Origin of the sequence: Paracoccus sp. ME4 (assembly GCF_046736325.1) — a bacterium.
Taxonomy (GTDB): Bacteria; Pseudomonadota; Alphaproteobacteria; order Rhodobacterales; family Rhodobacteraceae; genus Paracoccus.
This window is the reverse complement of record NZ_CP151276.1, coordinates 875,440-900,756: the sequence shown is the minus strand read 5'-3', so window position 1 is coordinate 900,756 and position 25,317 is coordinate 875,440. Positions and strand designations below refer to the sequence as shown.

Here is a 25,317-nt window from a genome sequence, read left to right as displayed (position 1 = left end):
AACGCAGCTAGGCCGATGTGTCAAACGATTTTTTTCCCGGAGCTTTCGCGCACCATGAGCGCGGGGGCCTGAAGGAACCGTTCAATCTGGCGCCCCGGCTCTGCCAGCCGCGTGGTCAGCAGCTGCGCAGCCTCTGCGCCGATCACCGCCGGGCGCATGGCAACGCTGCTCATCGGCGGATAGGTCAGTTCCGCCAGCGGCAGATCATCCAGACCGACCACGGCGATGTCCCGTCCCGGCTGACGATCCGCACGGCGCAGCCCCAACATGAGCCCGGCCGCCAGAACGTCGTTGAAGCACAGGACGGCGGTTGGTCGCGACGGCAGGGCCAAAACCTCATCGGCTGCGAGAGCTGCACCCTCCCACGTCAAGTCGGCCTCCACGATCCCCGCATCGATGGCACCGGTCCGGGACAAACCCGATGAGAAGCCCTCAAGCCGCTCCGCCTTGGCCGAGGTCATCGCGCGCACCGACAGAAAGGCGATGCGCCGGTGCCCCAGATCCGAAAGATGCTGAAGCGCCAGGCCAACCCCCGCGACATAGTCGGCGCCCGCGTAGTCCGTCTGTTGCGCGCCGACCTCGCGCAGCGCCTGCACCATGGGCAACCCCCACCGCTGCATCCGCGCCGGCAGCGCCGCATCCGTTCCGGCGGCAGGGCAAAGGATCACCCCGTCCACGCCATGACCCCGAAATCGCTGCAGGATCTCGTCCTGGCGATGCGGGTCATCCTCGCTGTTGGCCAGCAGCACGACGCGGTCCTGAGCCCGCATCACCTGCTCGACGCCGGTCAAGAACTCGGTGAAGAACGAGTTCACGAGATTAGGCACGATCACGCCGACTGTCCGACTGCTGTTGTTGCGCAACCGGGCGGCGCCGATGTCTCGGACATAGTCGAGGTCCGCCATGACCCGTTCGACCATCATCCGCGTGTGTTCGGCCACGAGAGGAGATTGTCGCACGACCAGGGAAACAGTCGCACGCGACACGCCCGCGACCCGGGCTATGTCCTCCAAGGTCGGTCGCTTTGTGCTCATGGCGCATCTCCCACAGTTGAGGCTCATCTGGCTGTCGGGTCCAGGGACGACGTTGATATCGTCGCTCGCGCAACAGTCTAATCTCAATCTGGAGGAGGCAGGAGCGGAGCACCACTGACAAGGATCATTTGAGGTCGTTATCCGCAAGGATGACCGCGTTGGAGGAAACGCGGCGTGAGCGTCGTGCGGCACGGATATCCCGCATCACGTGGAGGCGCAGTTCTCCCGTGCCGCACACTTGTGGCGCCGCGATCGACCGAGGTCAGGACCCATTGATCGGCTTGGATCCGCGCAGCCTGCGTGATTCAAACTCCCGAACTAGCGGCGTTGATGATGAGCAATCCTTTCTGGCTGACCGACGAGCAGATGGAGCGGTTGAGGCCGTTTTTTCCAAAGCGCCACGGCAAGCCGCGTATCGACGATCGGCCTGTGCTGAGCGGCGTAATTGTCACCAGTCGCAATGGTATGCGGCGGTGCTATGAACCGCGAGAGCATGGCCCTCCGAAGACCCTCTACGATCGTTGCAGGCGGTGGAGTGACGTGGGGGGCTTTGCTCGTATGACGGAGGGACCGGCCTCCGGAAACACCGAGCGGAAGACCGTCATGATCGACGCGACTTACCTGTGAAAGCGCACCGCACGGCGTCGAGCCTAAGTGTGAAAACCGGCGGGCCGAAGACCAACGCGGGCGCCTTATAGGCCCCACGAAGGGCGGCCTGAACACCAAGCTGTATGCCGTCACCAACGCCGAAAGTCGTCCGCTGGAGTCGTTCATGGCCGCGCGTCAGGTCAGCGACTACACCGGAGCCGCCACCTTGCTGGGAAGTCTGCTCGCTGCCGATTGGATGATTGCGGATCGGGGTTACGACGCCGACTGGTTCCGAGATGCGTTGAAAGACAACGGGATACGTCCATGCACCTCTGCAGGAAGTCGCGCGGCAAGGCCGTTCGCCACGATAATCGGCTCTATCACCGCCGTAATCGCATCGACATCATGGTCGATCGGCTGAACGACTGGCGCAGGGTCGCAACAAGCTATGACAGATGTGCGAGGACCTTCCTCTCCGCCGTCGCCCGCGCCACAACGGTCAAGTTCCGGCTTTGATGAAGAATGGGGCTGGACACTAGGCTCCAGACTCATTGAGTTTCACAGCCAGAACAAGACGGTTGCGGCGAGCATAATAGCTGAGAAGAACGTTTCCGGGCAGCGGTCATAACGGGTTGCGACGCGCCTCCAGTCCTTCAGACGCCCGAACATGATTTCGATGCGGTTACGCCTTTTGTAACGCCGCTTGTCGTATTTGACGACCTTCTTGCGGGACTTCCGTCCGGGGATGCAAACCTTTATCCCCTTGTCTTTCAACGCGTCTCTGAACCAATCAGCGTCGTAGCCCCTGTCGGCCAGAAGCCACCCAGCCTTCGGCAGGCTGCCCAGCAGCGCCGCCGCGCCGGTGTAATCGCTGACCTGGCCGGCCGACATGAAGAACCCGATCGGCCGCCCGTTGGCATCGGCGACAGCGTGCAACTTGGTGTTCATACCGCCTTTGGTGCGCCCGATCTGGCGCCCGCGCCCCCCTTTTTCACCCCAAGGCTTGAGGCCGTGCGGTGTGCCTTGAGATAGGTCGCGTCGATCATGATCGTCTTGTGCTCGGCGCTCTCGGCGGCAAGGCCGACCATGATCCGGGCAAAAACCCCGTTGTCGCTCCAGCGCTTCCAGCGGTTGTAGAGGGTTTTGGCCGGGCCGTATTCCTTCGGCGCGTCACACCACCGCAACCCATTGCGATTGATGAAAATTATGCCGCTGAGGACACGGCGATCATCGACGCGGGGCTTGCCATGGCTTTTGGGAAAGAACGGTTTCAGACGCTCCATCTGGGCGTCGCTCAGCCAGTAAAGATTACTCATCGATCAGGTCTCCTTGAGGAGCCTGAATCACGCGAAAAGCATGAAATCAATGGGTCTGGAGCCTAGGCTTCGCTCTCAAAGCCGCGTCAACACGCTCCAAGGGCGGGTACATTTTGGTGGTGCCCTGTCCGGCCGTGATCAAAACGCAGTCAACAAAACCGTCTCAGGTCTTTTGAAGCTTCTTTATCCGGATCCAACAGTCGCCGTGTCAGACGAGGATCTCGAATGGGCGGTGCGCCTCGCCCTTGAAGTGCGTCGTCGCGTGAAAGAGCAGCAGAAACGTATCGGCTCGACCGAGTTCCGGAACACGCAATTCAGCTATGCGATGGGCTTGGATGGCGTTGAGAAATTTGTCTCGACCCCGGAGCTGCAGAGCGAGGACAGCATCGGCTCCGATCCTTTGCCTGCTGGTCAGGTCTGGGCGATCAGCCCGGGCGGCCAAGACGAAAGCACCGGACTGTTTCGCATCGAGGTTACGGAGAGCACCGGCGGCGGCGTCCGCATCTTGAACCAATCACCTCCAGGTCCGTTCCGTGAAAGCGCGCGCATTGCTGAACAGAACCTTTACGCGAGGTCGCGAGAGCTCGTCGGTGAGCGCAATCCGCGCGAGCATGAATTTGCTTTGCAGCTCAGGTCCTTCGATGCAGCGAAGAGCGGCGAACAGCTTGGCGTCGGCGTCCTCGTCGCGCTATCGTCCGCGCTCCTCGGCAAACCGCTGAAGGGGGGGCTCGTGATCGCTGGCGGCATCACCCTCGGCGGCACTATTGAACCGGTTCATAACCCTATCGACGTCGTCGAACTAGCCATGGAAAAAGGCGCAAACGCTGCGCTTTTGCCGGTCTCTAGTCGTAGAGCCCTGATCGACCTTTCGGACGATGTGGCGACTAAAGTCCAGGTACTGTTTTACTCTGACGCGCCTGATGCGCTTCGCAAAGCACTGCACGACTAGGTGCTCTGAATGAAACCCCGGTCAATAAACATCTTCCTCCTCGACGGCGATCCGAACGGCATCCGGGTTCGGCAGGCTGCCCAGCAGCGCCGCCGCGCCGGTGTAATCGCTGACCTGGCCGGCCGACATGAAGAACCCGATCGGCCGCCCGTTGGCATCGGCGACAGCGTGCAACTTGGTGTTCATACCGCCTTTGGTGCGCCCGATCTGGCGCCCGCGCCCCCCTTTTTCACCCCAAGGCTTGAGGCCGTGCGGTGTGCCTTGAGATAGGTCGCGTCGATCATGATCGTCTTGTGCTCGGCGCTCTCGGCGGCAAGGCCGACCATGATCCGGGCAAAAACCCCGTTGTCGCTCCAGCGCTTCCAGCGGTTGTAGAGGGTTTTGGCCGGGCCGTATTCCTTCGGCGCGTCACACCACCGCAACCCATTGCGATTGATGAAAATTATGCCGCTGAGGACACGGCGATCATCGACGCGGGGCTTGCCATGGCTTTTGGGAAAGAACGGTTTCAGACGCTCCATCTGGGCATCGCTCAGCCAGTAAAGATTACTCATCGATCAGGTCTCCTTGAGGAGCCTGAATCACGCGAAAAGCATGAAATCAATGGGTCTGGAGCCTAGGCAAATGGAGCGTCTGGGAATTCGGTCGCCGGCGGATGCTGCAGCCTTGCTTTCAATCATATACCTAACGAGAGTGAATATTCTGACCGAACCGGCATTCCACTATGTGACGCGAAACCCTTTTCTCGCTCCGCAGGCAAAGGTGCGGCAATTGTCGCTGGCTTACACCATGATTGCACGCATTCAGAAGGAGGGGTGATATGGGAACGATGGTCGCCGGGGCACCACTTTTGGCGGGTGGGCCTCCCGGATGGGTCGCGTATGGCCTTCTTGGCTTGGGGACGCTTGCGGCGGGTTATTTGATCTACGAAAACACACAAAGCAATGCGATCACTGTGCCGACCACAGGCACCCAGACGGATACGGCACGCAGATCCTGTGACCGGCCGTGGTCCGTGCGAATTCATGCGCAGGGCAACGTCATCGGCGGCCGAGGAGGCGCGACACTCGGCGCACCACCTATCGTAAGGCCAACCTCCCCCGTGATCGTGGTCGAAGGGCTTGGATTGTCCGCAGCGACCTTTGCCATGCTGAGCAGAGGACAGGCAAGGACCCTGTCTTCTGCTCACGCTCAGGCAAACACCTGGATTTCAAGACGCCCTCCGGGCGGTTATCTCGGGCAGAAGAGTTTCTACGGGACTGGCGGGCAGCGGGGCAATGATCGCTTCGATGTGGACAGCTACGGCTGCTCTCCCAACTTCATTACATGAGGACGATGTGAAGCTTTCCGAAATTACAGCGCATCCGCTCTTTCCGTTCAGCGACTTTCGCGACAACGACGCGTCTTTTCTTATGTTGGAATTATATTGGGCAGCTCTTGCCCGTGAAGCATTGGGCGAGGAGGTCTCCACCAAAGCTCTCCCTTTGCAGGCAACCGAGCGGGATGACGAGGCTTTCGGCGACCCTCTCATGATCGACTTCTGGATTCCGTCTCTCCGACGGGGCGCGAAAGTGACGCTGTTGGAAAACGCCGAGGCACAACCCGCATGCCGCGACAGCCTTGATAAGTTGGCGTGTTTCCCGTCCATTGTCGCCTACATGTCCCGACGGGGGATCAGCGGCCCCGATGATGAGATTGATCAGCTATGCTTTCGTGCCGACATGGGAGATGTCGCGCAAGAAGTTATCGCCCACCTGCTGCGGAAATTCTTATTGGAAGAAGTCGCGCCTTCCGTCATCGAAGCATGGTTTGATGATTTCTGTGCGCGCACCGGAGAAGGGCCAACTCAGCAAGAACTTCAAGCCTATTATGCGGCTCAAAATTCGGATGAAGAATAGCTCAATTTTCGACTGGTGCAGAGCGGAAGCTTTATCGGTGGAACTGTCGAGCGATCCGAACTACGAGACAATCCGGACGACCTTCGATCTAGGCTCCAGACCCATTGATTTCATGCTTTTCGCGTGATTCAGGCTCCTCAAGGAGACCTGATCGATGAGTAATCTTTACTGGCTGAGCGACGCCCAGATGGAGCGTCTGAAACCGTTCTTTCCCAAAAGCCCTGGCAAGCCCCGCGTCGATGATCGCCGTGTCCTCAGCGGCATAATCTTCATCAATCGCAATGGGTTGCGGTGGTGTGACGCGCCGAAGGAATACGGCCCGGCCAAAACCCTCTACAACCGCTGGAAGCGCTGGAGCGACAACGGGGTTTTTGCCCGGATCATGGTCGGCCTTGCCGCCGAGAGCGCCGAGCACAAGACGATCATGATCGACGCGACCTATCTCAAGGCACACCGCACGGCCTCAAGCCTTGGGGTGAAAAAGGGGGGCGCGGGCGCCAGATCGGGCGCACCAAAGGCGGTATGAACACCAAGTTGCACGCTGTCGCCGATGCCAACGGGCGGCCGATCGGGTTCTTCATGTCGGCCGGCCAGGTCAGCGATTACACCGGCGCGGCGGCGCTGCTGGGCAGCCTGCCGAAGGCTGGGTGGCTTCTGGCCGACAGGGGCTACGACGCTGATTGGTTCAGAGACGCGTTGAAAGACAAGGGGATAAAGGTTTGCATCCCCGGACGGAAGTCCCGCAAGAAGGTCGTCAAATACGACAAGCGGCGTTACAAAAGGCGTAACCGCATCGAAATCATGTTCGGGCGTCTGAAGGACTGGAGGCGCGTCGCAACCCGTTATGACCGCTGCCCGGAAACGTTCTTCTCAGCTATTATGCTCGCCGCAACCGTCTTGTTCTGGCTGTGAAACTCAATGAGTCTGGAGCCTAGTTCGGACTGATTTGATGACGAACACGCATGATCGGCCTTCGGACATCTGGACGCTGAGCGGGCGGGCGCCGGGGGAGGGGCCTGATGCGGACGCGCCTGCCATGCGCGTCATCCGCCTGTCCGGGATCGAGCCGCTGGACCGCCAGATCGGTGCATTTCCGCGAAGGACCGTTCCTGACATGCTTCGCCGGCATCTCTTCGCGCCGCAGGCACCGGGCGCGGAGGACCCTGCCATGGGCCATGATGCGCCTCCGCTGCGGCTCTTTGCGGTTCTCGACGGCGCGAAGGTGCCCGATGTCGAGGAGACGCTCGCAGCCTCGGGCCTGCCGCATCTGTGCCTGTTCAAGGGCCGCGCGGCCGAAGAGCTGGGCGCCACCGCGCCCTGGCTGGTCGAGCTGGACGAGGGCGCGGACCTGCTGCGCCGGCTGTTCACGCGCTCCGCGGCGCCGCGCGATCTCTGGGACGCGGAGGCGGCGCTGTTCCTGCGCAGCCGGGGCGACATGCACATGCTGCACCGCCATCTGCGCCGGTTCACGCAGCTGCCGGATGGCGGCAGGCTCGTCCTCTTCCGCTTCTGGCAGCCGGATCTGATGGTCGACATCCTGTCGGCGGACCGCGACCAGGAGGTGATCGCCCGCAGCTTCCTGGCCGTCGGCCAGCCCTGGCAGATCCTTGACGTCATCGGCCTGGATCGCGACGGCGACGGTGCGGCGATCCATCTGCCCGCGGCCCCGCCCGAGGGTCCGGTTCCGGTGCCGGCGCTGGACGGCCGCTTGGGGGTGCTGCTGTCGGAGGCCATGCGGCGGCGGCGCATCCGCGACATGGCGCGCGCGCTGCGCGGCGATTTCGCGACCGAGCTGGCGGCGGTTCCGCTGCGGGACCTGCGCGACCATGTGGGCGCGTCGATCCGCCGGTCGCGCGATCTGCGCTTTACCCGGCTGCCGCTGATCTACATGCTGGCGGCGTGGGAGCTGTTCTACGGCCCGCTGACGCAGATCCGTGATCCGGAGGGGATCCTGGTGCAGACGCTGAGCTCGACCCTGGACGAGGACGGGCGCTTCCGGCGCATCCAGGCGCGGCTGCAGGTGCTGGACCGGCAGGGTCTGCTGCCCCGCGGCATCGCCTCCTTCGAGGGGGACGCATGACCCGGTCCCCCGATCAGATCGCGGCCCGCGCCCAGGCCAGCGCCTATGGCTTCACCGGCTCGGTGGACGGCCTGACCAAGCCCTGCGCGGGTTGGGTCGCGGTCGAGGCGTGCTACAGCGACCGGTGGGCCACCCAGCTGACCGGGGCGCCGATCCGCATCGCCGATGCGGGCGGCGTGGTGATCGACCGGACGGCGCGGACCCGCGGCCTTGCCAGCTATGGCCTGACGGATGGCGACGCGGAGACCGCCCCTCTGGCCGAGCTGGGCCGGTTCCGCCAGGCGGAGGTGCGGCCGGGCCGCGTCGATGTCGATCTGGTGCCCGAGCGCGCCGGCGATGCCGAGGCGGATGCGGCCATGGCCGAGCTGGGCGCGGCCCTGACGCGGTTTCGCGACACCGGCATCGGCGCGCTGCAGCCCTGGGTCCGCCAGTGGGAGGCGCGCGGCATCCTGTCGGTGGCCGAGGCGCAGCGCGACGGGGTGATCCGCGGCCTGCAGGCCTGGTGGTCCGGCGAGAGCGGCTTCTGGGGCGGGGTCAGCCAGCTGGCGATCCGCAAGGCGCAGGAGGCGGCCGACTGGTACGGGGCGCAGCCGCTCCATATGCGCCTCAGCCCGGGATTGCTGCTGGGGTCCTGGGCCTGGGACAGGCTTTCCGACGCGGCGCAGAGCGTGATCGGCGGGGCGAAGGACCTGATCGAGCACCTGCCGACCATCATGGCGGCGCTGCGCAACTTCGCCACGGGCATCGTCGACAGGATCGAAGCGGCCGTCGACAGCCTCTGCGCGCTGCCGGGCGAGTTCGGCGCGCTGTTCCGCCGGGTCAAGGCCACCGGCCAGGACTGGATCGAGCGGATGGTGCTGATCGCCAGCGAGACCAACGCCTTCGAATACAGCTTCCATTGCTGCATGGCGGTGGTGATGAACATGGTGCCCAACTTCTGGGCCGAGATGTTCGGCGTGGCCTCGGGCTTTCTGCTGCCCGAGGTGCTGATCGAGCTGATCCTGATGGTGATCGGCGCGCTTTCGGCAGGCACCACCGCGGGGCTGATCGCGGGGCGGTTCGCCGTCCTGACGGCCAAGCTGACGCGCGCCGCGACGGGCGCCCGGGGCCTCGCGGTGCTGCTGCGCGTCCTCGACGGCTTCCGCAGCGCGATCGGGGCGCTGGCGCGGATCGGCCGGGGGCTGCATCGCGCGATCTCGATGGGCACCCGCGAGGCCAGCGACCGCATCGTCCGCCTGCGCCACGAACTCGCCCAGCTGCAGTTCCGCGTCGAGCCCGGAACCCTCGGCATGAACGGCGCAAACATCAGGATCGTCAGGAAGCGGATGCCGCGCTTCGAGGTGCGCCCCTGCTTCGATGTCGCCGGCTACGCCCGCCGCCGCGCGCCCGACGACCCCCTGGCGCAACGCCGCATCGCCCGCGAATACAGCCGCCAGCTGGCCGATCAGGAGCGCGGACTGAACAACCTGACCGTCGGCGAATACCGAACCGCAAGGCAGGCCTATAACGAGTTGGGCCGGGATGGCGTCAGCGATGGAGCGGCGCAGAAGCAGGCTCGGCGTGGACTTTCAAACTCGATTGAGCAAAGCGTCGAGCGTAGTTTGCGAATCAACAATCCGGGACTGACAGCAATTGAAAGGCGACGCCGCGCTGTGCAAAGAACCCAAACGCTCATGAGCAAGCTGGCCGCGTTGCACGATCCGGATATGATCGCCGGTGGCCATGATCGTATCCGTCGCGTGGGGGATTCGGGAGTAAACTCCTCGATCGGTGGCGGTTGGGGCGACTATCAGAACCCCGATAGCCGAATTGCGCGCATTGACGCCGCCGTCGATCATGCCGGATTGGATGCGAATGCAAAGCTGAACATTCACTTGCCGCCTTGTAGGAGTTGACCATGAGCGAAGCTGAGATTGACGAGTTCGAGAAGGAGTATGGGCGGCCTGTGGATTTTATCTCGGCGCCGGATGCATCTCGTGTTTTCGTTGGCACAGGACTTCCACCGATATTATTCGATTATTGGGACCGGATAGGATTTTCCAAGTTCCTTGGAGGGTTCTTTCAGGTGATCAATCCAAAGGACTATGAGGGCGCTCTTGATGCTTGGCTCGGCGACAGCAAGTTCAGAGGTCTTGATCGCTATTATGCCATTCGGATGGATGCATTCGGCAACATGGACGCGTTTGGGATCAAGACTGGCAGCGCTTTCACCACGAGCGTTTTTTTTCATGCACTTTTGGAGGCTGCTGAGGATGACCGTGCGGCAATCAGAGAGGGTAAGGGTAATGATGCCATCCAAGCTGTTCTGGTCAGAACCTTGCCGGAGGATGTCCATGAAGATTCCGAAGAGGAAAGCATCCGCCTTTTTTTCGCTGCGAAAGACAAGCTAGGCGATCTTGGTCACAACCAGATCTACGCCCCGGTTCCTGCCATCCCGCTCGGCGGCCAGATGCGGATCGAGGACCTGCAGATCGTGGACGCGCCAAGCTATCTGAGGATGGTGGCCGAGATCGCACCGCCGCGCGTGATGACGATGCGGGACCTCACGCGCCTGGCGTTCGGAGATGGTGCGGAGGAGACCTTGGCCGGATTGCTGAGGAAGTGACGCTTTAATCGGACGTCCGAACGCTGTCTCGACATGTCCTGCAAAATCATCTGCCATACTAATCGGACGGAAGCCTTCCGGCCGCATAACGACTTGCAAAGCGGAGCAGCATCGACGTCTCGGCATACGACGACAATCGTTCAGCTAACGTCCTTACAGTGTTAGCTGGTATCTGTATACCGCGATCTTGCACCTTTCTATGCCGAGTTCGCGCCAGCCATCGCAATAGCTCGGGTATAGTCGCTTCGGAATAGCGCTGCTCCACCTTGACGCACGGCCGGGCGGCCGCGTCAAACCCTTTACGACCAGCCAAGCCTTGACCATGCAGCGTCGGCGACGAACGTCCGCTCCTACGTCCTGAGACCCATGTTATGCCGCACCGCGATCAGACGGCTCTCTGCCCTTTGCGTCGGATCACACGCCTGCGATGCTGCACTACCGTCAATTGACGCTTATTCATCCTGTGGCTCCTGATGCGCCGCGACACAGAGATGCCGCCCTCTACGCTCGACATCCCCGAAGGTCCGGCACTCGCTGAATGCTTCACAAATAGTCGGTTGATCGCGAGATGCGCCGGTGCAGGCTGCATTCACTGCGTTGTTGCAGGCAGCTTCGCCGCCCTTGAGAAGCATGCAGGCCGCATTTGTTCGATTACAGTTCTATTAGCCCTTGAAGGCCCTCATATACAACAACTGAGACGCTGTAAGAACACCTCACCTTTTCAAACCACTATAGGCTGATTACCGATTTGACACAGTCATCAGCCGTGGAGAATTTCGGCCGCTGGAGAGCAAGATGAAGCGGATTTGCCTTGGGGCCGGTGCATACCTGCAACCACATAACCTTTGAATAAAACAACAAAATTCGGCCTGAGCCGAACTGAGAGAAAGGTTTGTTCGTGGAATTTGGCGGAGCGAGAGGGATTCGAACCCTCGAGACGGTTTCCCGCCTACACACTTTCCAGGCGTGCGCCTTCGACCACTCGGCCACCGCTCCGTGAGGCGGGTCTAGCCCGACGCGCGGCGCGGTGCAAGCCGGTAGTCACAGCTTGGAGACGCGCTTCTGCAACTCGGCCAGCTGGCGACGGATCTCGGCCATGTCGCGGTCGTCGTCCGGGGTGGAGGCCGCAGGCCCACCGGCGTCGTCTTCGGGCATGCGGCCCGAACTGCCGCCGCGCCAGCCGCCCATCATCGCCTTGAGGAACAGCTGCTGCTGGCGCTGCAACGCGTCGAAGCCCGGCATGGAGGCCATCGGGTTCGGCATCGAAGCCATGTTCTCCATCAGCTTGGACTGCCCGTCGCGCAGCATCTCGAAGCTGGCGGCCAGGAACTGGGGCACGACGGACTGCGCGCTGGTGGTGTAGCTGCGGACCAGGTCGGTCAGCACGTCCAGCGGCAGGACGTTCTCGCCGCGGCTCTCATGCTCGGCCACGATCTGCAGCAGATACTGCCGCGTCAGGTCGTCGCCCGACTTCAGGTCGACGATCTTGACCTCGCGCCCCTCGCGGATGAAGCGGGCGATGTCCTCGAGCGTGACGTAATCGCTGGTCTCGGTGTTGTAGAGGCGGCGGCTGGCATAGCGCTTGATCAGCAGCGGCGCGGTGGATGCGGCCATCGTGGCTTCCCTGAATGCGTCTTTGCGTCATGATGAAAGCTGCACCCGCAAAACGCAAAGGAAAAAGCCCCGCCTTGCCGCATATGCGAAAGGGGCGACCGAAGCCGCCCCTGCGCAGGTCGGACCCTGGGGGTCAGATCACTTGTCGGTCGCGGCCGCGGTCGCCTTCTTGACGGCGGCTTGGGTGTCGCGGGTCGCCTTCTCGGCGGCCTTCTGGGCGTCCGACGCCATGTCCTTGCCGGCGGTCAGCATCAGGTCGACGGTGTCCATCTGGACCTTCTTGGCGACCTCGGCATAGGCGGCCATGTGCTCGGCGGCCATCTCGGCCGAAGCGGAGGCGAAATCGCTCATCGCCTTGGCGTATTCGGACGGGTCCTGCTTGACCGCGGCCAGCTCGCCCATGCGCGCGATCGAGTCCTTGGCCCAACGGGCCGAAATCTCGGTCGAACGCTCGGCGGCGCTCAGCGCCACGCGGGCCAGCTTCTCGCCCATCACGGACTGCGACTTCATCGCGTCCTGCATCGAGCTGGTGTCGACGGGGAAGTTGGCCATCATGTCCTGCATCGTCTTGGCGAAATCGGGGGTCTTTGCCATATCGTTCACTCCTGCGTTGCAGCGACCGAGAGACGGGGGAACGGGTCGCCGCTATCCATTCCATGACGGCAATATGGATGCTGCACCGCAGCATTTCAAGATATTTCTTCTGCGCCGCAGCAAAAATCCCCAGCCCCGCTCAGCCAGCCCGATCGTGGACGTAACGCCCGGGCGCGGGCTCCAGCCCCTCGCCGGGGTCGCGGGCATCGACCATCGGGCCCGCGCGATCGGCCAGCCAGCGCCCCCAGCTGGGCCACCAGCTGCCCTCGTCGAAGGACGCGGCCTCCCTCCAGGCCTCCCACCCGCCATCGAAGCCGCCCTCGCTGAGGTAATGGCCGTACTTCCTGCGCGTGGGCGGGTTCACGATGCCCGCGACATGGCCCGACTGCGACAGGATGAAGGTCCGGTCCGCGCCGCCCATCTGCGCCACGCCGCGCCAGCAATCCGTCCAGGGCGCGATATGGTCCCCCTCGCAGGCCACGGCGCAGAGCGGCACGGTCACGTCCGACAGGTGCAGCCGGTGGCCCATCAGCTCGAACCCCTCGCCGGCAAAGGCGTTCTGCTGGCACAGGCCGCGCAGATACTGCATCGCCATGCGCCCCGGCAGGTTGGTGCTGTCGCCGTTCCAGAACAAGAGATCGAAGGCGGGCGGCGTCTCGCCAAGCATGTAGCTGCGGATCGCCGGCCCCCAGACCAGGTCGTTGGCGCGCAGGAAGCTCATGGTGCGCGACATCAGCTGCGCGCGCAGCAGCCCGTGGCGCTGCACCTCGGCATCGATGCCGCCCACGAAATCGTCCTGAAGGAAGCTGGTGAACTCGCCCTGATCCGAAAAATCGGTCAGCGTCGTGAACAGCGTCGCGCTGTTCACGCGCGTGTCGCCCCGCTGCTTCAGCAGGGCCAGCGTCAGCGACAGGGTCGTCCCGGCGATGCAATAGCCGACCGCGTTCAGCCGCGCCTGCCCGGTCAGCGCCAGGACGCGGTCCATCGCCTCCAGATAGGCTGTGACGTAATCCTCCATCCCGGTCTCGGCCATGGACGCGTCCGGGTTGCGCCAGCTGACGACGAACAGCGTGTGGCCCTGATCGACCAGCCAGCGGATCATGCTGTTCTGCGGCTTCAGGTCCAGGATGTAGAACTTGTTGATCCAGGGCGGAAAGACCAGCAGCGGCAGGGCATGCGCCTTGGGGGTGGTGGGCGTGTACTGGATCAGCTCGAACAGCGGTGCGCGATGCACGACCGTGCCGGGCGCCGTGCCGATGTTCTCGCCCACGGTGAAGGCGCGGCGGTCGGCCAGCGACACGATCATCTCGCCGCCATGCTGCTCCACGTCGCGGACCAGGTTCTCCAGGCCCTTCACCAGGCTCTCGCCCTCGGTCTGCACGGCACGCTCCAACGCGTCGGGATTGGTCGCCAGAAAGTTCGTCGGCGCCATCATGTCGATGATCTGCGAGGTCATCCAGTCGACGCGCCGCCGGGCGATCTGGTCGGGCAGCTCCAGGCTGTCGGCCGCCTCGCGCAGCGCGCGGGCATTGGTCAGGTACTGCCGACGGATCAGGTTGAAATAGGGATGCGTCCGCCACAGCGGATTGGCAAAGCGCCGGTCGGCGAGGCCGTCCTCGTCATCGCCGCTGACCTGCCCGGTGGCCAACGCCTGCTGGGCCTGGGCATAGTTCGACAGCGTCTGGCCCCAGAAGGCGACCTGCGTCTCGATCATCTTGGCGGGATGTTCGGCCAGGGTCTTCAGGAAGGCGTTGGCGGCCGTCAGGTAGAGGTCCGGTCCGGGCCCTTCGACGCCGGGATTGGGCAGGTTGCGCTCCGCCAGCGCGCTCATCAGGCGGTGCCCGAGGGCCTCGATCCGCTCGATGTTCTCGGCCAGGCGCTGGACGGCGGCAGGCTCGGTCGCGACGGGGGCGAGGTCGGGGTCGCGCAGGTTCGCAGGTTCGGGGGTCGCAAGTTCGGGGGTCGCGGGCTCGGGGGTCTGCGTGCCGCCCACGGTGCCGGCGGCGGTCTCGGGGGTCGTCCGGGGGGCGGCCTTGGCGGCGCGGCGCGGCTTGGCCGGCGCCTTGGGGGCCGCGGCCTTCTCGACCTTGGGCTGATCCTCGGCGGGCTGCTCGGCGTTGGCGGCGCGACGCGACGCGGGTGCGGCTTTTGCGGATGTTACCGATTTACCGCGCGATTTCGCAACATTTTTACCCGTCGCGTCCGGTCGTCTTGCCATGGTCCGTAATCCCCCCTAGGAATACGGCAATGATATGCGCAGGGCAGGCAAGGCGTAAACCCGGCTTCTGTCCCCGTCCAAGCGGCCCGCCGCGCGCAGATCAGGTATCGCAGTGCTGTAAATGGGGATAGCCATGCCGGTCAAAGGCCTCCGGGGCATCGTGTCCTACGACGCGATGGAGACGATCCGAACCACCAACGAATGGATGGGCGCCACCGCGCGGGCCATCGGCTCCTACCCCGCCTTCGCGCTGGTCCCGCATCCCGCCTTCCGCATGCTGGGGGCCTGGGGCCGCGTGACCGAGCGCAGCTTCGCCCGCATGGTGACCAAGCCGGACTGGGGCATCCCCCCCATCGCCGGAGAGGACGGGCAGGACCACATCGTCTATGTCGAGCCGGTGATCCGCCGCGCCTTCGGCGACCTGATCCATTTCCGCGTCGCCCGCCGCGACCCCCTGCCCCGCAAGGTGCTGCTGGTCGCGCCGATGTCGGGCCACTACGCCACGCTGATGCGCTCGACCGTGACGTCGCTGCTGAACGACTGCGAGCTCTATGTGACCGACTGGCACAATGCGCGCGACATCCCGGTCAGCGCGGGCAAGTTCGACGTCGAGGACTATACCCGCTATCTGGTCGACTTCATCCGCCACCTGGGCCCGGACGTGAACGTGATCGCGGTCTGTCAGCCCGCGCCGCTGGCCTTGGCCGCGACCGCCATCCTGGCCGAGGACGATCCCGCGGCCCAGCCCCGCACCCTGACGCTGATCGGCGGTCCGGTCGACCCGGACGCCGCCGCGACCGAGGTGACCGATTTCGGCAACCGCATCACCATGGGCGAGCTGGAGCACCTGGCCATCCAGTCGGTGGGCTTCAAGTATCGCGGCGCGGGGCGGATGGTCTATCCGGGGCTGGCGCAGCTCTCCAGCTTCATCACCATGAACATGGAGACCCATACCCGCGCCTTCATCGAGCAGATCTATGCCGAGGCGCGCGGCACCGCCAGCGAGGGCGACAAGCACAACAAGTTCTACGACGAATACCTGGCCGTGATGGACATGACGGCCGAGTTCTACCTGTCCACGGTCGAACGCATCTTCAAGAACCTGGAGATCGCCCAGAACCGCTTCACCGTGGAGGGGCGCCCGGTCGACATCGGCCGGATCACCGACGTCGCCGTCATGACGGTCGAAGGCGCGAATGACGACATCTCCGCTCCCGGCCAATGCGTCGCGGCGCTGGACCTGTGCACGGGCGTGCCCGACGCCAGGAAGGTGCAGCATCTGGAACCCGGCGCGGGCCATTACGGCATCTTCGCGGGCAAGTCCTGGCGGCTGAACATCCGTCCGCTGGTCCTCGACTTCATCGACGAGAACGCGGCCCTTCCCGACAGCGTCAAGCCCAAGCGCAAGCGCAAGGCAGGTGGCGCGGCGGCCGATTGCGGCGTGAACGACCCCGTCCATTCCGACAACGTGGCCGTCTGAGCGCCTGCGGCCCGGTTCGCCGGAACCGGGCCCACATCATCGTGGTTGTGGTCCGAATGCCGCGCGACGCGGTGCGAAAGGACCCACGATGACCGACCACAACCACCAGTTCTGGAGCCGCCTGGACGACATCAACAGCGGCATGCTGGGCCTGACCCATGATGCGCGCCTGGTGCCGATGTCGCATTACACCGACCGCAAGGCCAATGTCCTGTGGTTCATCACCGCCCGCGACACGGACCTGGCGCGCAGCGTCGCGTCGGGCGCCCAGCCCGCGATCCATGTCGTCAGCGACGCGGGCCAAGGCCTCTACGCCCGCATCCATGGCCAGCTGTCCCTCTCCGACAACAGCGTCAAGCTGGACGAGCTGTGGAACGCCGTCGCCTCCAGCTGGTTCGAGGACGGCAAGCAGGACCCCGACGTCCAGCTGCTGCGCTTCGATCTGGACGAGGCCGAGGTCTGGGCCACCGGCGGCAGCCTGTCCTTCCTCTATCAGATCGCCAAGTCCAAGATCACCGGCGATAAGCCCGACATGGGCGACCACTACTCCCTGACCTTCTAGGCGATCGCCTCGATCGTCCGGGCGATGAGTTCCAGACAGTCGGGCGTGGAGAACCGGTGGTCGGCCCCCTTCACCAGGGTCAGCCGCACATCCTCGCCCGACGCATGGTCCAGCAGATCCATCGCCCAACCGACCGGGACGTCCATGTCCGCCGTGCCCTGCAGCATCCGCACCGGCATCGGCAGGGTCAAAGGCCGGTCCAGGACCAGATGGTCGCGGCCATCCTCGATCAGGCGGCGCGTCAGCACCAGCGGCGCGCCGTATTCGCTTGGACGCTCCACCTTCCCGTCACGCAGCAGCGCGGCATGTTCCGCCTCCGAGAACCCGGCCCGGAAACCCTGTTCGGTGAAATCCGGCGCGGCGGCGATGGTCACCAGACCTGCGACCCGCTCCGGCATCGCGCGCGCCATCAGCAGGCTGATCCAGCCGCCCATGGACGATCCCACCAGGATTTGCGGCCCCTCAGTCAACGCCAGGATCGCGGCACGCGCATCGGCGGCCCAATCGCCGATGCAGCCCTCCTCGAACAGGCCACCGCTCTCGCCGTGGCCGGAATAGTCGAAGCGCAGGAAGGCCCGTCCGTGCGCGGCGGCCCATTCGTGCAGGAACTCCGCCTTGGAGCCGCGCATGTCCGACCGGAACCCGCCCAGAAAGACGATGCCGGGGCCCTGCCCCTCCAGCCGCTCATAAGCGATGCGCCGTCCCTGCGGCGTCGTCAGAAATTGCGTCATTCACTTACCTCATCCAATCCCCATGCGACCCAGGCCCCCAGCACCGATGCCAGCGCAAAGGCCGCGACCGCCCAGGCCGCGCCCAGCACCGCCAGCGCGGCCGATGCCGCCCCGGCGACCAGCAGCACAACCCCCACGACCAGGTTCGACACCGCCGTATAGGCTGCCCGCTGATCGTCGGGTGCCATGTCGACCAGATAGGTCGTCCGGCCCTGCCGCACCCCGTGATAGGCGATCATCAGCCCGAACAGAACCACCGCGATGGCGCCCGTCGCCTGCGCCAGCCCCATCGCCGCCAGAGCCAGCGCCACGCCCAGGGCCAGCGCCCCCGACACGCCCGACCAGATCAGCACCCGCCGGGCCGAGCGGTCCGACATCCGCCCCCAGACCCAGGAGGACAGCAGCGATGCCAGCGCCGAGGCCAGCACCAGAAGCCCCAGCTGCCGGTCGCCGTCCCCCGCAGCGGCCAGCACCAGCAGATAGGGCGGCGCCAGGGCCGATCCGACCAGCAGCGACCGCGCGATGATGAACCGGGCCAGCTGGCCGTCCTCGCGCACCAGCCGCAGCTGTCCCAGGGATTGCGACAGGCTCAGCACCTCTTCGCGCGGCTGCGGCTCCTCGTCCAGGGTGGCGAAGATCGCGCCCGCCGCGATCCAGACCGCCCCCGCCAGCGCGACCGCGCCGATGACCAGCGCCGCCCGGTCCACGGGCTGCCACAGCAGCAGGCCCGCAAAGACGATCACGCCCGCCGCGCCGACGCTGCTGGCGAAGCCCGTGGCCGCGCCGCGCCGCGACTTGCCCACAGTCTTGCCCAGCACGTCCTTGTAGCTGGCCGAACAGACCGACCGCGCCAGGGCCAGCACCGCCAGCGCGGCGATGATGGCCGCCCCCGCGGCGGGCCCCTCCATCGTCAGCGCGATCCCCGCGATGGCCAGCGCGGCGAGGCCCTGCACGACGCTGCCCGCGGCCCAGGCCCATTTGCGCCGCGGCAGCGCCCCGATGGCGCCCGCCGTGAACAGCTGCGGCAGCAGCGATCCGGCCTCGCGCACCGGGACCAGCAGGCCGATCACGCCCGCCCCCGCACCCAGATGGGTCAGAAGCCAGGACAGGACCAGTTTCGCATCGACCAGCCCGTCGCCCAGCTTGGAGGCCGCCAGGGACAGGATGTGGCGCAGGAAGTTGCGCGGCTCGGCCGCCTGCTGGGTGTCGGACAGGCCGCCGTCGTTGTCCGGGTCCTCGACCAGGGTCTCGAACAGCTGTTCCTCGAAATCGGTGGCGTGGCGCATGAATGACCCCCATTGCCGGCGTAACCTTGACTAATCGCGCGGGCACGTCCATGCCTGCCCGACCATAACCCGCAACCGGGCGTTCCGTGGGCGCCAAACCGACGAGGAGGACAAGATGTCCCAGATCACCCTTACCTTTCCCGATGGCAATGCACGTGACTATGCGGCAGGCGTGACCGCCGCAGAGGTCGCCGAGAGCATCGCGCCCAGCCTCGCCAAGCGCGCCATCTCGGCCAGCCTGGACGGTCGCCACATCGACCTGGCCTGGCCCATCACCGCCAGCGGCGCCATCGCCATCCACACGATGAAGGACGAGGCGCAGGCGCTGGAGCTGATCCGCCACGACTTCGCGCATGTCATGGCCCGCGCGGTGCAGGCCATCTGGCCGGACGTCAAGGTCACCATCGGCCCGGTCCGCGACCATGGCTGGTTCTACGACTTCGACCGGGCGGAACCCTTCACCCCGGAGGATCTGGGCGCCATCGAGGCCAAGATGAAGGAGATCATCAACGCCAGAGAGCCCGTCCGCACCGAGGTCTGGGACCGCGCCCGCGCCGTCGCCCATTACGAGGCGGCGGGTGAGCCCTTCAAGCTGGAGCTGGTCGCCCGCATCCCCGAGGGTCAGGACCTGCGCATGTACTGGCACGGCGACTGGCAGGACCTGTGCCGCGGCCCGCATCTGCAATCGACGGGCCAGCTGCCCGCCGACGCGTTCAAGCTGACCCATATCGCCGGGGCCTATTGGCTGGGCGACGCGACGCGGCCCATGCTGCAGCGCATCTATGGCGTGGCCTTCCGGTCGCGCGACGAGCTGAAGGCGCACATGACCATGCTGGAGGAGGCCGCCAAGCGCGACCACCGCAAGCTGGGCCGCGAGATGGACCTGTTCCACATGCAGGAGGAGGCCCCGGGCCAGATCTTCTGGCATCCGAACGGCTGGAACATCTACACCACGCTGCAGGACTACATGCGCCGCAAGCAGCGCGCCGACGGCTATGTCGAGGTCAACACGCCCCAGGTCGTTAGCCGGAAATTGTGGGAAGAATCAGGGCATTGGGAGAACTATCAGGAGAACATGTTCATCGTCGAGGTCGATGAGGAGCATGCCAAGACCAAGACGATCAACGCGCTGAAGCCGATGAACTGCCCGTGCCACGTTCAGATCTTCAACCACGGCCTGAAATCCTATCGCGACCTGCCGCTGCGCATGGCCGAGTTCGGATCCTGCAACCGCTATGAGCCGTCCGGCGCGCTGCACGGCATCATGCGGGTGCGCGGCTTCACCCAGGACGACGCCCATATCTTCTGCACCGAGGACCAGATCGAGGCCGAGACCAAGAAGTTCATCGACTTCCTGGCGGGCATCTATGCCGATCTGGGCTTTGAGGGCTGGCGCATCAAGCTGTCGACGCGCCCCGAAAAGCGCATCGGCACCGAGGAAAGCTGGGACCGGGCCGAGGCTGCCCTGGGCAATGCCTGCAAGGCTGCGGGGCATGACTATACCGTGTTCCCGGGCGAGGGCGCGTTCTATGGCCCCAAGCTGGAATTCGTGCTGACCGATGCGATCGGGCGCGACTGGCAATGCGGCACGCTGCAGGTGGACCCCAACCTGCCCGAGCGTCTGGACGCGGAATATGTGGGCGCGGACGGCCACAAGCACCGTCCCGTCATGCTGCACCGCGCGGTCCTGGGCAGCTTCGAGCGCTTCATCGGCATCCTGATCGAGAACAGCGCGGGCAAGCTGCCCTTCTGGCTGGCACCGCGTCAGGTGGTGGTCGCCTCGATCGTGTCCGATGCGGACGGCTATGTGCATGAGGTCGTGGCAGCGCTGCGCGCCCGCGGCATCCGCGCCGAGGCCGACATCCGCAACGAGAAGATCAACTACAAGGTCCGCGAACACTCCGTCGGCCGTGTCCCCGCGATCCTGGCCATCGGCATGAAGGAGGTCGAGGAGCGCACCGTCTCGCTGCGCCGCCTGGACGCCCAGGGCAGCCGCACGCTGCCCCTGGACCAGGTCGTGGCCGATCTGGCGGCCGAGGCCACGCCGCCGGACCTGCGCTGATCGCCGCCTGCGTCAAACGCGGCACGACGGGGGCCGCGTTTGACTCTTGCCTTTTGCGGCGATTCGGGCATCCTCTCACTCGCGTGAGCGAAGACTTTCTACCGCCTCCCTCTTGGGCAGCCGGAAGACCGAAAGCGGGCTGCACGGCCTGGCGCAATCCTGCGTCGGGATGACTTGAAGGAGAATACGGTTATGGCGACCGGAACGGTTAAGTGGTTCAACGCAACCAAGGGCTTTGGCTTCATCGCGCCGGACGACGGCGGCAAGGACGTGTTCGTGCACATCTCGGCCGTGGAACGTGCCGGCCTGACCGGCCTGCAGGACAACCAGAAGATCGCGTTCGAGCTTCAGTCGGGCCGTGACGGCCGCGCCTCGGCCAGCGACCTCAAACTGCTCTGATCCCGCCCTCGCGCGCGATCCGGACGGCCCGTTCGCGCGGGCCGTTTTTTCCATTCCGCAGGACCGGCGCATCGCGCGCCCAAGGGAGGCGACCATGACCCGCCTGGACATCTTTGCCGACCCGGTCTGCCCGTGGTGCCTGATCGGCAAGACCGAACTGGACCGCGCGCTGGACAGCCGCCCCGACCATCCCTTCGCGATCACCTGGCATCCGTTCCGCCTGAACCCGACCATGCCGCGCGAGGGCATGGACCGCGTCGCCTATCTGCGCGCCAAGCTGGGCGATCAGGCCGAGGCCGCCGGGCGCGCGCTGGCCGAACGCGCCGCCCAGCTGGGACTGGCGCTGAACCCCTCGCCGCGCGAGCCCGACACGACCGACGCCCATCGGCTGATGCATTGGGCCGGGCTTGAGGAGGCCCAGGACCGCGTGATGGAGGGCCTGCTGCGCGCCCACTGGCTGGAGGGCCGCGACATCGGCGACCCCGCCGTGCTGAGCGACATCGCCGCCGCCGCGGGCATGGACGGCACCGTCACCGCCCGCCTGCTGGCCTCCGACGCCGACCGCGACGAAGTCGCCCGGCGCGAGGCCCATGCCCGCCAGCGCGGCATCTCGGCCGTGCCGACCTTCATCGTGGCCGACACCCACGCGGTCAGCGGCGCCCAGCCTGCCGCCCTGTGGCAGCAGGTGATCGACGATCTGACGGGCCGGCACGACGGGTAACTTGCAGACTCTGCAAGGTTGCGCTATCAGCGGGGTCGAACCCAACTGGTGACCCCCATGACCGATGCCACCCTTCCGGGGCTCGCGGCCCATCGCCGCCTGCCCCTGCCCGAATTCATCGCGATGCTGGCGTTCCTCTTCGCCACCATCGCCTTCTCGATCGACGCGATGCTGCCGGCGCTGCCGGACATCGCCGCCGACCTGACACCCGACAACGTGAACCGCGCCCAGCTGATCTTGACGACCTTCGTCGCGGGCATGGGTCTGGGCACGCTCTTCGCCGGCCCGCTGTCCGACGCCTTCGGCCGCAAGCGGACGATCACCGCGGGCTTCGCGATCTACATCGCCGCCACCGTCGCCGCGATCTATGCGCAGTCGCTGGAGTTCCTGCTGGTCGCCCGCTTCGTGCAGGGCCTGGGCGCCGCCGGGCCCCGCATCGTCGGGCTCGCCCTGGTCCGCGACCTCTACGAGGGCCGCGAGATGGCCCGCATCAGCAGCTTCGTGATGATGATCTTCATCATGATCCCGGCCGTGGCCCCGACGCTTGGCGCGGGCATCATCGCGATCTCGGACTGGCACGGGGTCTTCCTCGCGTTCATCGCATTCGCGCTGATCGGCGCGCTGTGGCTGAACCTCCGCCAGGCCGAGACGCTGCCCCCCGCCGCCCGCCGCCCCCTGCGCCTGACCACGCTGGTCGGCGCCGCGCGCGAGGTGCTGTCCGACCGCCAGGTGATGCTGACGACCCTGGTCCTGACCCTGGGCTTCGGGCAGATGTTCGGCCTCCTCTCCTCCGCCCAGCAGCTCTTCGGCGAGACCTATGGCCGGGGCGAGAACTTCCACCTGTGGTTCGCCGCCATGGCGCTGCTGTCGGGGTCGGGGACGGTGCTCAACGCGACCTTCGTCATGCGCTTCGGCATGCGGCGGATCGCGAAATGGGCCTATGTGATGCAGACGGTCGTGTCGGCCGTGACGCTTGCGCTGATCCTCTCCGGGATCCTGCCGCCCACGGCGGAGTTCGCGCTGTTCTTCTTCTGGGCGGTCAGCGTGTTCTTCATGGCCGGGGTGACCTTCGGCAACCTGAACGCGCTGGCGCTGCAGCGGATGGGACATATCGCGGGCATGGCCGCCTCGATCGTGGCGGCGCTGTCCACGCTCGCCGCGGTGCTGATCGCGGCTCCGGTGGGCCTGCTCTACGACGGCACGGCCGTTCCGGCGGTGGTGGCGACGCTGGTCTGCTCGGCGCTGGCCTGGGCGCTGATGCGCGGCCTGCGGGACTGAAGGACCGAAGGACCGGGCGCGACGCCGGGGGGTCCGGGGGGCTGGCCCCCCGGCCCGTCGCGGGACGCAGATCAGGCCGCGATCCCCTCCGGCGCCTTCGCCCCGGTCATGTAGGCCACGGCATCCGACATGGAATGCTCCTTGGGATTGATCACGCAGAGGCGCTTCCCAAGGCGGTGGATGTGGATGCGGTCGGCCACCTCGAAGACATGCGGCATGTTGTGGCTGATCAGCACGATCGGGATGCCGCGCGAGCGCACGTCCAGGATCAGGTCCAGCACGCGCCGGCTCTCCTTGACGCCCAGGGCTGCGGTCGGCTCGTCCAGGATGATCACCCGGCTGCCGAAGGCCGCCGCGCGCGCCACTGCCACGCCCTGGCGCTGGCCACCCGACAGGGTCTCGACGGGCTGGGCGATGTTCTGGATGGTCATCAGGCCCAGCTCGGTCAGCTTCTTGCGGGCGAAATCGTCCATCGCCTGCTTGTCCAGCATCCCGAACCACTGGCCCATGATGCCCTTCTTGCGGATCTCGCGCCCCATGAACATGTTGTCCGAGATCGACAGGGCGGGCGACAGGGCCAGCGTCTGATAGACGGTCTCGATCCCCATCCGGCGCGCATCCAGCGGGCTGTCGAAGCTGACGGGCTTGCCCTCCAGCAGGATCTCGCCCTCATCCGGGCGCACCGCGCCCGAGATGGCCTTGATCAGGCTGGACTTGCCCGCGCCGTTGTCGCCGATCACCGCCAGGATCTCGCCGGGATAGAGGTCGAAATCGGCATGGTCCATCGCGGTCACCCGGCCATAGCGCTTGACCAAGTTGCGGGCGGAAAGCAAAGGCCGGGTCATGACGACACCTTTCTGATCCATTGGTCGATGGCGACGGCGAAGATGATCAGCCAGCCGGTCGCGAACAGCTGCCACAGCACGTCCACGCCCGCCAGCCGCAGGCCCGAGTTGAAGACGCCCACGATCAGCGCCCCGATCAGCGGCCCCACGATGGACCCGCGTCCGCCGAACAGCGAGATCCCCCCGATGACCACGGCCGTGATCGATTCCAGGTTCGCCTCGAAGAAGGAGGTCGGGCTGATCGAGCCGACGCGCCCGATGGACGACCAGGCCGCCAGCGCGCAGATGACGCCCGCCACGACATAGACCGACAGCAGCACGCGCTTGGTCTGGATGCCGGCCAGAGCGGCCGATTCCGGATCGTCGCCCACCGCATAGACCCGCCGTCCCCAGGCCGTGTAGTAGAGCGCATAGTAGAGGACCGCGAACACGATCAGCATCAGCACGACCCCGTAGGTCAGCACCGCGCCGCCCACATTGAAGCGCTCGCCGAAGAACTTCAGCAGCGGCGCCTCGGCGTCCAGGGTCTGACTGCGGATAGTCTCGCGACCCGACAGATAGTAGTTCAGCGCCAGGAACACGTTCCAGGTGCCCAGGGTGGTGATGAAGGGCGGCAGCTTCAGCCGCGTGACCAGAAACCCGTTCAACGCGCCGGTGGCCGCACCGCAGGCCAGGCCCACCACGATGGCGATCGGCACCGGGATGCCGAAGTTCACGGCCAGCTGGCCCATCACGACCGAGATCAGCACCATCACCGCGCCGACCGACAGGTCGATCCCGGCGGTCAGGACGACCAGCGACTGCGCCGCCGCCAGCGTGCCCACGACCGCGACCTGCTGCAGGATCAGCGACAGGTTGAAGGCCGAGAAGAAGTTGGGAGAGATCAGCCCGAAGGCGATGAGAGACAGCACCAGCACGATGACCGGAACCATGGTGGGATACTGGTGCAGGAAATGCTGCACCCGGTCCAGCGCGCTGCGGTGGCGATGGTCGAAACTGGCGACCGTCTCGTTCGCGTTGCGCGGAACCACGGGATCGGGGGTGTCAGACATCGATG

The 25,317-nt window shown here is 65.4% G+C and carries 23 protein-coding genes, 1 tRNA gene and 2 pseudogenes; 15 read left to right on the top strand and 11 right to left on the bottom strand.

What is annotated here, in order from left to right; translation table 11 throughout:
• Window positions 1-20 precede the first annotated feature (20 nt).
• Window positions 21-1,013, bottom strand: a complete 993-nt coding sequence (locus tag AACG61_RS04575) for a LacI family DNA-binding transcriptional regulator (protein ID WP_411838834.1) — start codon at window positions 1,011-1,013, stop codon at window positions 21-23.
• A 354-nt stretch (window positions 1,014-1,367) separates the two neighbouring features.
• Here AACG61_RS04575 and AACG61_RS04570 point away from each other — a divergent pair.
• A pseudogene (locus tag AACG61_RS04570) lies at window positions 1,368-2,138 on the top strand (IS5 family transposase).
• A gap of 42 nt (window positions 2,139-2,180) precedes the next feature.
• On the opposite strand, the gene AACG61_RS04565 reads toward AACG61_RS04570, so the two are convergent.
• Window positions 2,181-2,938 (bottom strand): IS5-like element ISPaes2 family transposase gene (locus tag AACG61_RS04565; protein WP_411836744.1). Its coding sequence is split into 2 segments (ribosomal slippage): window positions 2,181-2,614 and window positions 2,614-2,938, totalling 759 coding nucleotides; the frame shifts between segments, so codons are not numbered across the junction.
• 40 nt (window positions 2,939-2,978) lie between these two features.
• Between AACG61_RS04565 and AACG61_RS04560 the strand changes: the two genes are divergently transcribed.
• The gene (locus AACG61_RS04560) at window positions 2,979-3,887 is read left to right on the top strand and encodes a BREX system Lon protease-like protein BrxL (protein WP_411838833.1); all 909 of its coding nucleotides are present in this window, start codon (window positions 2,979-2,981) and stop codon (window positions 3,885-3,887) included.
• A 60-nt stretch (window positions 3,888-3,947) separates the two neighbouring features.
• Here the strand turns inward: AACG61_RS04560 and AACG61_RS04555 are convergent.
• Window positions 3,948-4,441, bottom strand: a pseudogene (locus AACG61_RS04555) (IS5 family transposase); the annotation flags it as partial.
• A gap of 40 nt (window positions 4,442-4,481) precedes the next feature.
• Here AACG61_RS04555 and AACG61_RS04550 point away from each other — a divergent pair.
• The 7 genes from AACG61_RS04550 to AACG61_RS04520 all read left to right on the top strand — a co-directional run bounded on the left by AACG61_RS04550 (window position 4,482) and on the right by AACG61_RS04520 (window position 10,470).
• A complete protein-coding gene (locus AACG61_RS04550) occupies window positions 4,482-4,706 on the top strand; it encodes a hypothetical protein (RefSeq protein ID WP_411838832.1) in 225 nt (74 codons plus the stop codon).
• Between the two features lies 1 nt (window position 4,707).
• Window positions 4,708-5,217, top strand: a complete 510-nt coding sequence (locus tag AACG61_RS04545; RefSeq protein WP_411838831.1) for a hypothetical protein — start codon at window positions 4,708-4,710, stop codon at window positions 5,215-5,217.
• A 7-nt stretch (window positions 5,218-5,224) separates the two neighbouring features.
• Entirely contained in the window at window positions 5,225-5,785 is a 561-nt protein-coding gene (locus AACG61_RS04540; protein WP_411838830.1) for a hypothetical protein, read from the top strand.
• A gap of 154 nt (window positions 5,786-5,939) precedes the next feature.
• Window positions 5,940-6,697, top strand: a protein-coding gene (locus AACG61_RS04535) for an IS5-like element ISPaes2 family transposase (RefSeq protein ID WP_411837732.1) whose coding sequence is annotated in 2 segments (ribosomal slippage) — window positions 5,940-6,264 and window positions 6,264-6,697 — 759 coding nt in all. Because the reading frame shifts where the segments join, the coding sequence is not laid out codon by codon here.
• 124 nt (window positions 6,698-6,821) lie between these two features.
• Window positions 6,822-7,865 (top strand): DUF4123 domain-containing protein, encoded by a 1,044-nt coding sequence (locus tag AACG61_RS04530; RefSeq protein WP_411838829.1) that lies wholly within the window; start codon window positions 6,822-6,824, stop codon window positions 7,863-7,865.
• The gene (locus AACG61_RS04525; protein ID WP_411838828.1) at window positions 7,862-9,760 is read left to right on the top strand and encodes a polymorphic toxin type 15 domain-containing protein; all 1,899 of its coding nucleotides are present in this window, start codon (window positions 7,862-7,864) and stop codon (window positions 9,758-9,760) included. Before AACG61_RS04530 ends, AACG61_RS04525 begins: the two co-directional genes overlap by 4 nt.
• 2 nt (window positions 9,761-9,762) lie before the next feature.
• Window positions 9,763-10,470: a GAD-like domain-containing protein gene (locus AACG61_RS04520; RefSeq protein WP_411838827.1), complete on the top strand. Its 708-nt coding sequence runs from the start codon at window positions 9,763-9,765 to the stop codon at window positions 10,468-10,470.
• Window positions 10,471-11,376: 906 nt separating this feature from the next.
• Here the strand turns inward: AACG61_RS04520 and AACG61_RS04515 are convergent.
• From AACG61_RS04515 to phaC, 4 genes are all read right to left on the bottom strand, one after another.
• Window positions 11,377-11,466 (bottom strand) — tRNA-Ser (locus AACG61_RS04515).
• Between the two features lie 45 nt (window positions 11,467-11,511).
• The gene (gene phaR, locus AACG61_RS04510) at window positions 11,512-12,084 is read right to left on the bottom strand and encodes a polyhydroxyalkanoate synthesis repressor PhaR (RefSeq protein ID WP_411838826.1); all 573 of its coding nucleotides are present in this window, start codon (window positions 12,082-12,084) and stop codon (window positions 11,512-11,514) included.
• Between the two features lie 138 nt (window positions 12,085-12,222).
• Window positions 12,223-12,678, bottom strand: coding sequence for a Phasin (locus AACG61_RS04505; RefSeq protein ID WP_411838825.1), 456 nt, complete (start codon window positions 12,676-12,678; stop codon window positions 12,223-12,225).
• A gap of 139 nt (window positions 12,679-12,817) precedes the next feature.
• On the bottom strand, window positions 12,818-14,896 hold the full coding sequence (gene phaC, locus AACG61_RS04500) for a class I poly(R)-hydroxyalkanoic acid synthase (protein ID WP_411838824.1): 2,079 nt from the start codon (window positions 14,894-14,896) through the stop codon (window positions 12,818-12,820).
• A gap of 133 nt (window positions 14,897-15,029) precedes the next feature.
• Here phaC and phaZ point away from each other — a divergent pair, with 133 nt between their 5' ends.
• Window positions 15,030-16,376 carry a polyhydroxyalkanoate depolymerase gene (phaZ, locus tag AACG61_RS04495; RefSeq protein WP_411838823.1) on the top strand — a complete coding sequence of 449 codons (1,347 nt, stop codon included), beginning with the start codon at window positions 15,030-15,032 and terminating at the stop codon, window positions 16,374-16,376.
• Window positions 16,377-16,464: 88 nt separating this feature from the next.
• Window positions 16,465-16,938: a pyridoxamine 5'-phosphate oxidase family protein gene (locus tag AACG61_RS04490; RefSeq protein WP_411838822.1), complete on the top strand. Its 474-nt coding sequence runs from the start codon at window positions 16,465-16,467 to the stop codon at window positions 16,936-16,938.
• Here AACG61_RS04490 and AACG61_RS04485 read toward each other — a convergent pair.
• On the bottom strand, window positions 16,935-17,669 hold the full coding sequence (locus AACG61_RS04485; RefSeq protein WP_411838821.1) for an alpha/beta hydrolase: 735 nt from the start codon (window positions 17,667-17,669) through the stop codon (window positions 16,935-16,937). The two genes, AACG61_RS04490 and AACG61_RS04485, sit on opposite strands and share 4 nt — an antisense overlap.
• The gene (locus AACG61_RS04480; RefSeq protein WP_411838820.1) at window positions 17,666-18,955 is read right to left on the bottom strand and encodes an MFS transporter; all 1,290 of its coding nucleotides are present in this window, start codon (window positions 18,953-18,955) and stop codon (window positions 17,666-17,668) included. The genes AACG61_RS04485 and AACG61_RS04480 overlap by 4 nt, the downstream gene beginning before the upstream one ends.
• Before the next feature lie 115 nt (window positions 18,956-19,070).
• Between AACG61_RS04480 and thrS the strand changes: the two genes are divergently transcribed.
• The 4 genes from thrS to AACG61_RS04460 all read left to right on the top strand — a co-directional run bounded on the left by thrS (window position 19,071) and on the right by AACG61_RS04460 (window position 23,415).
• Entirely contained in the window at window positions 19,071-21,017 is a 1,947-nt protein-coding gene (gene thrS, locus AACG61_RS04475) for a threonine--tRNA ligase (protein WP_411838819.1), read from the top strand.
• 192 nt (window positions 21,018-21,209) lie between these two features.
• Entirely contained in the window at window positions 21,210-21,416 is a 207-nt protein-coding gene (locus AACG61_RS04470) for a cold-shock protein (RefSeq protein ID WP_410218251.1), read from the top strand.
• A 94-nt stretch (window positions 21,417-21,510) separates the two neighbouring features.
• The gene (locus tag AACG61_RS04465) at window positions 21,511-22,137 is read left to right on the top strand and encodes a DsbA family oxidoreductase (RefSeq protein WP_411838818.1); all 627 of its coding nucleotides are present in this window, start codon (window positions 21,511-21,513) and stop codon (window positions 22,135-22,137) included.
• A 57-nt stretch (window positions 22,138-22,194) separates the two neighbouring features.
• Window positions 22,195-23,415: a multidrug effflux MFS transporter gene (locus AACG61_RS04460; protein ID WP_411838817.1), complete on the top strand. Its 1,221-nt coding sequence runs from the start codon at window positions 22,195-22,197 to the stop codon at window positions 23,413-23,415.
• Window positions 23,416-23,486: 71 nt separating this feature from the next.
• On the opposite strand, the gene AACG61_RS04455 is transcribed toward AACG61_RS04460, so the two are convergent.
• Both AACG61_RS04455 and AACG61_RS04450 read right to left on the bottom strand, forming a co-directional pair.
• Window positions 23,487-24,260 (bottom strand): ATP-binding cassette domain-containing protein, encoded by a 774-nt coding sequence (locus AACG61_RS04455; RefSeq protein ID WP_411838816.1) that lies wholly within the window; start codon window positions 24,258-24,260, stop codon window positions 23,487-23,489.
• Window positions 24,257-25,312: an ABC transporter permease gene (locus tag AACG61_RS04450; protein WP_411838815.1), complete on the bottom strand. Its 1,056-nt coding sequence runs from the start codon at window positions 25,310-25,312 to the stop codon at window positions 24,257-24,259. The genes AACG61_RS04455 and AACG61_RS04450 overlap by 4 nt, the downstream gene beginning before the upstream one ends.
• Window positions 25,313-25,317 lie beyond the last annotated feature (5 nt).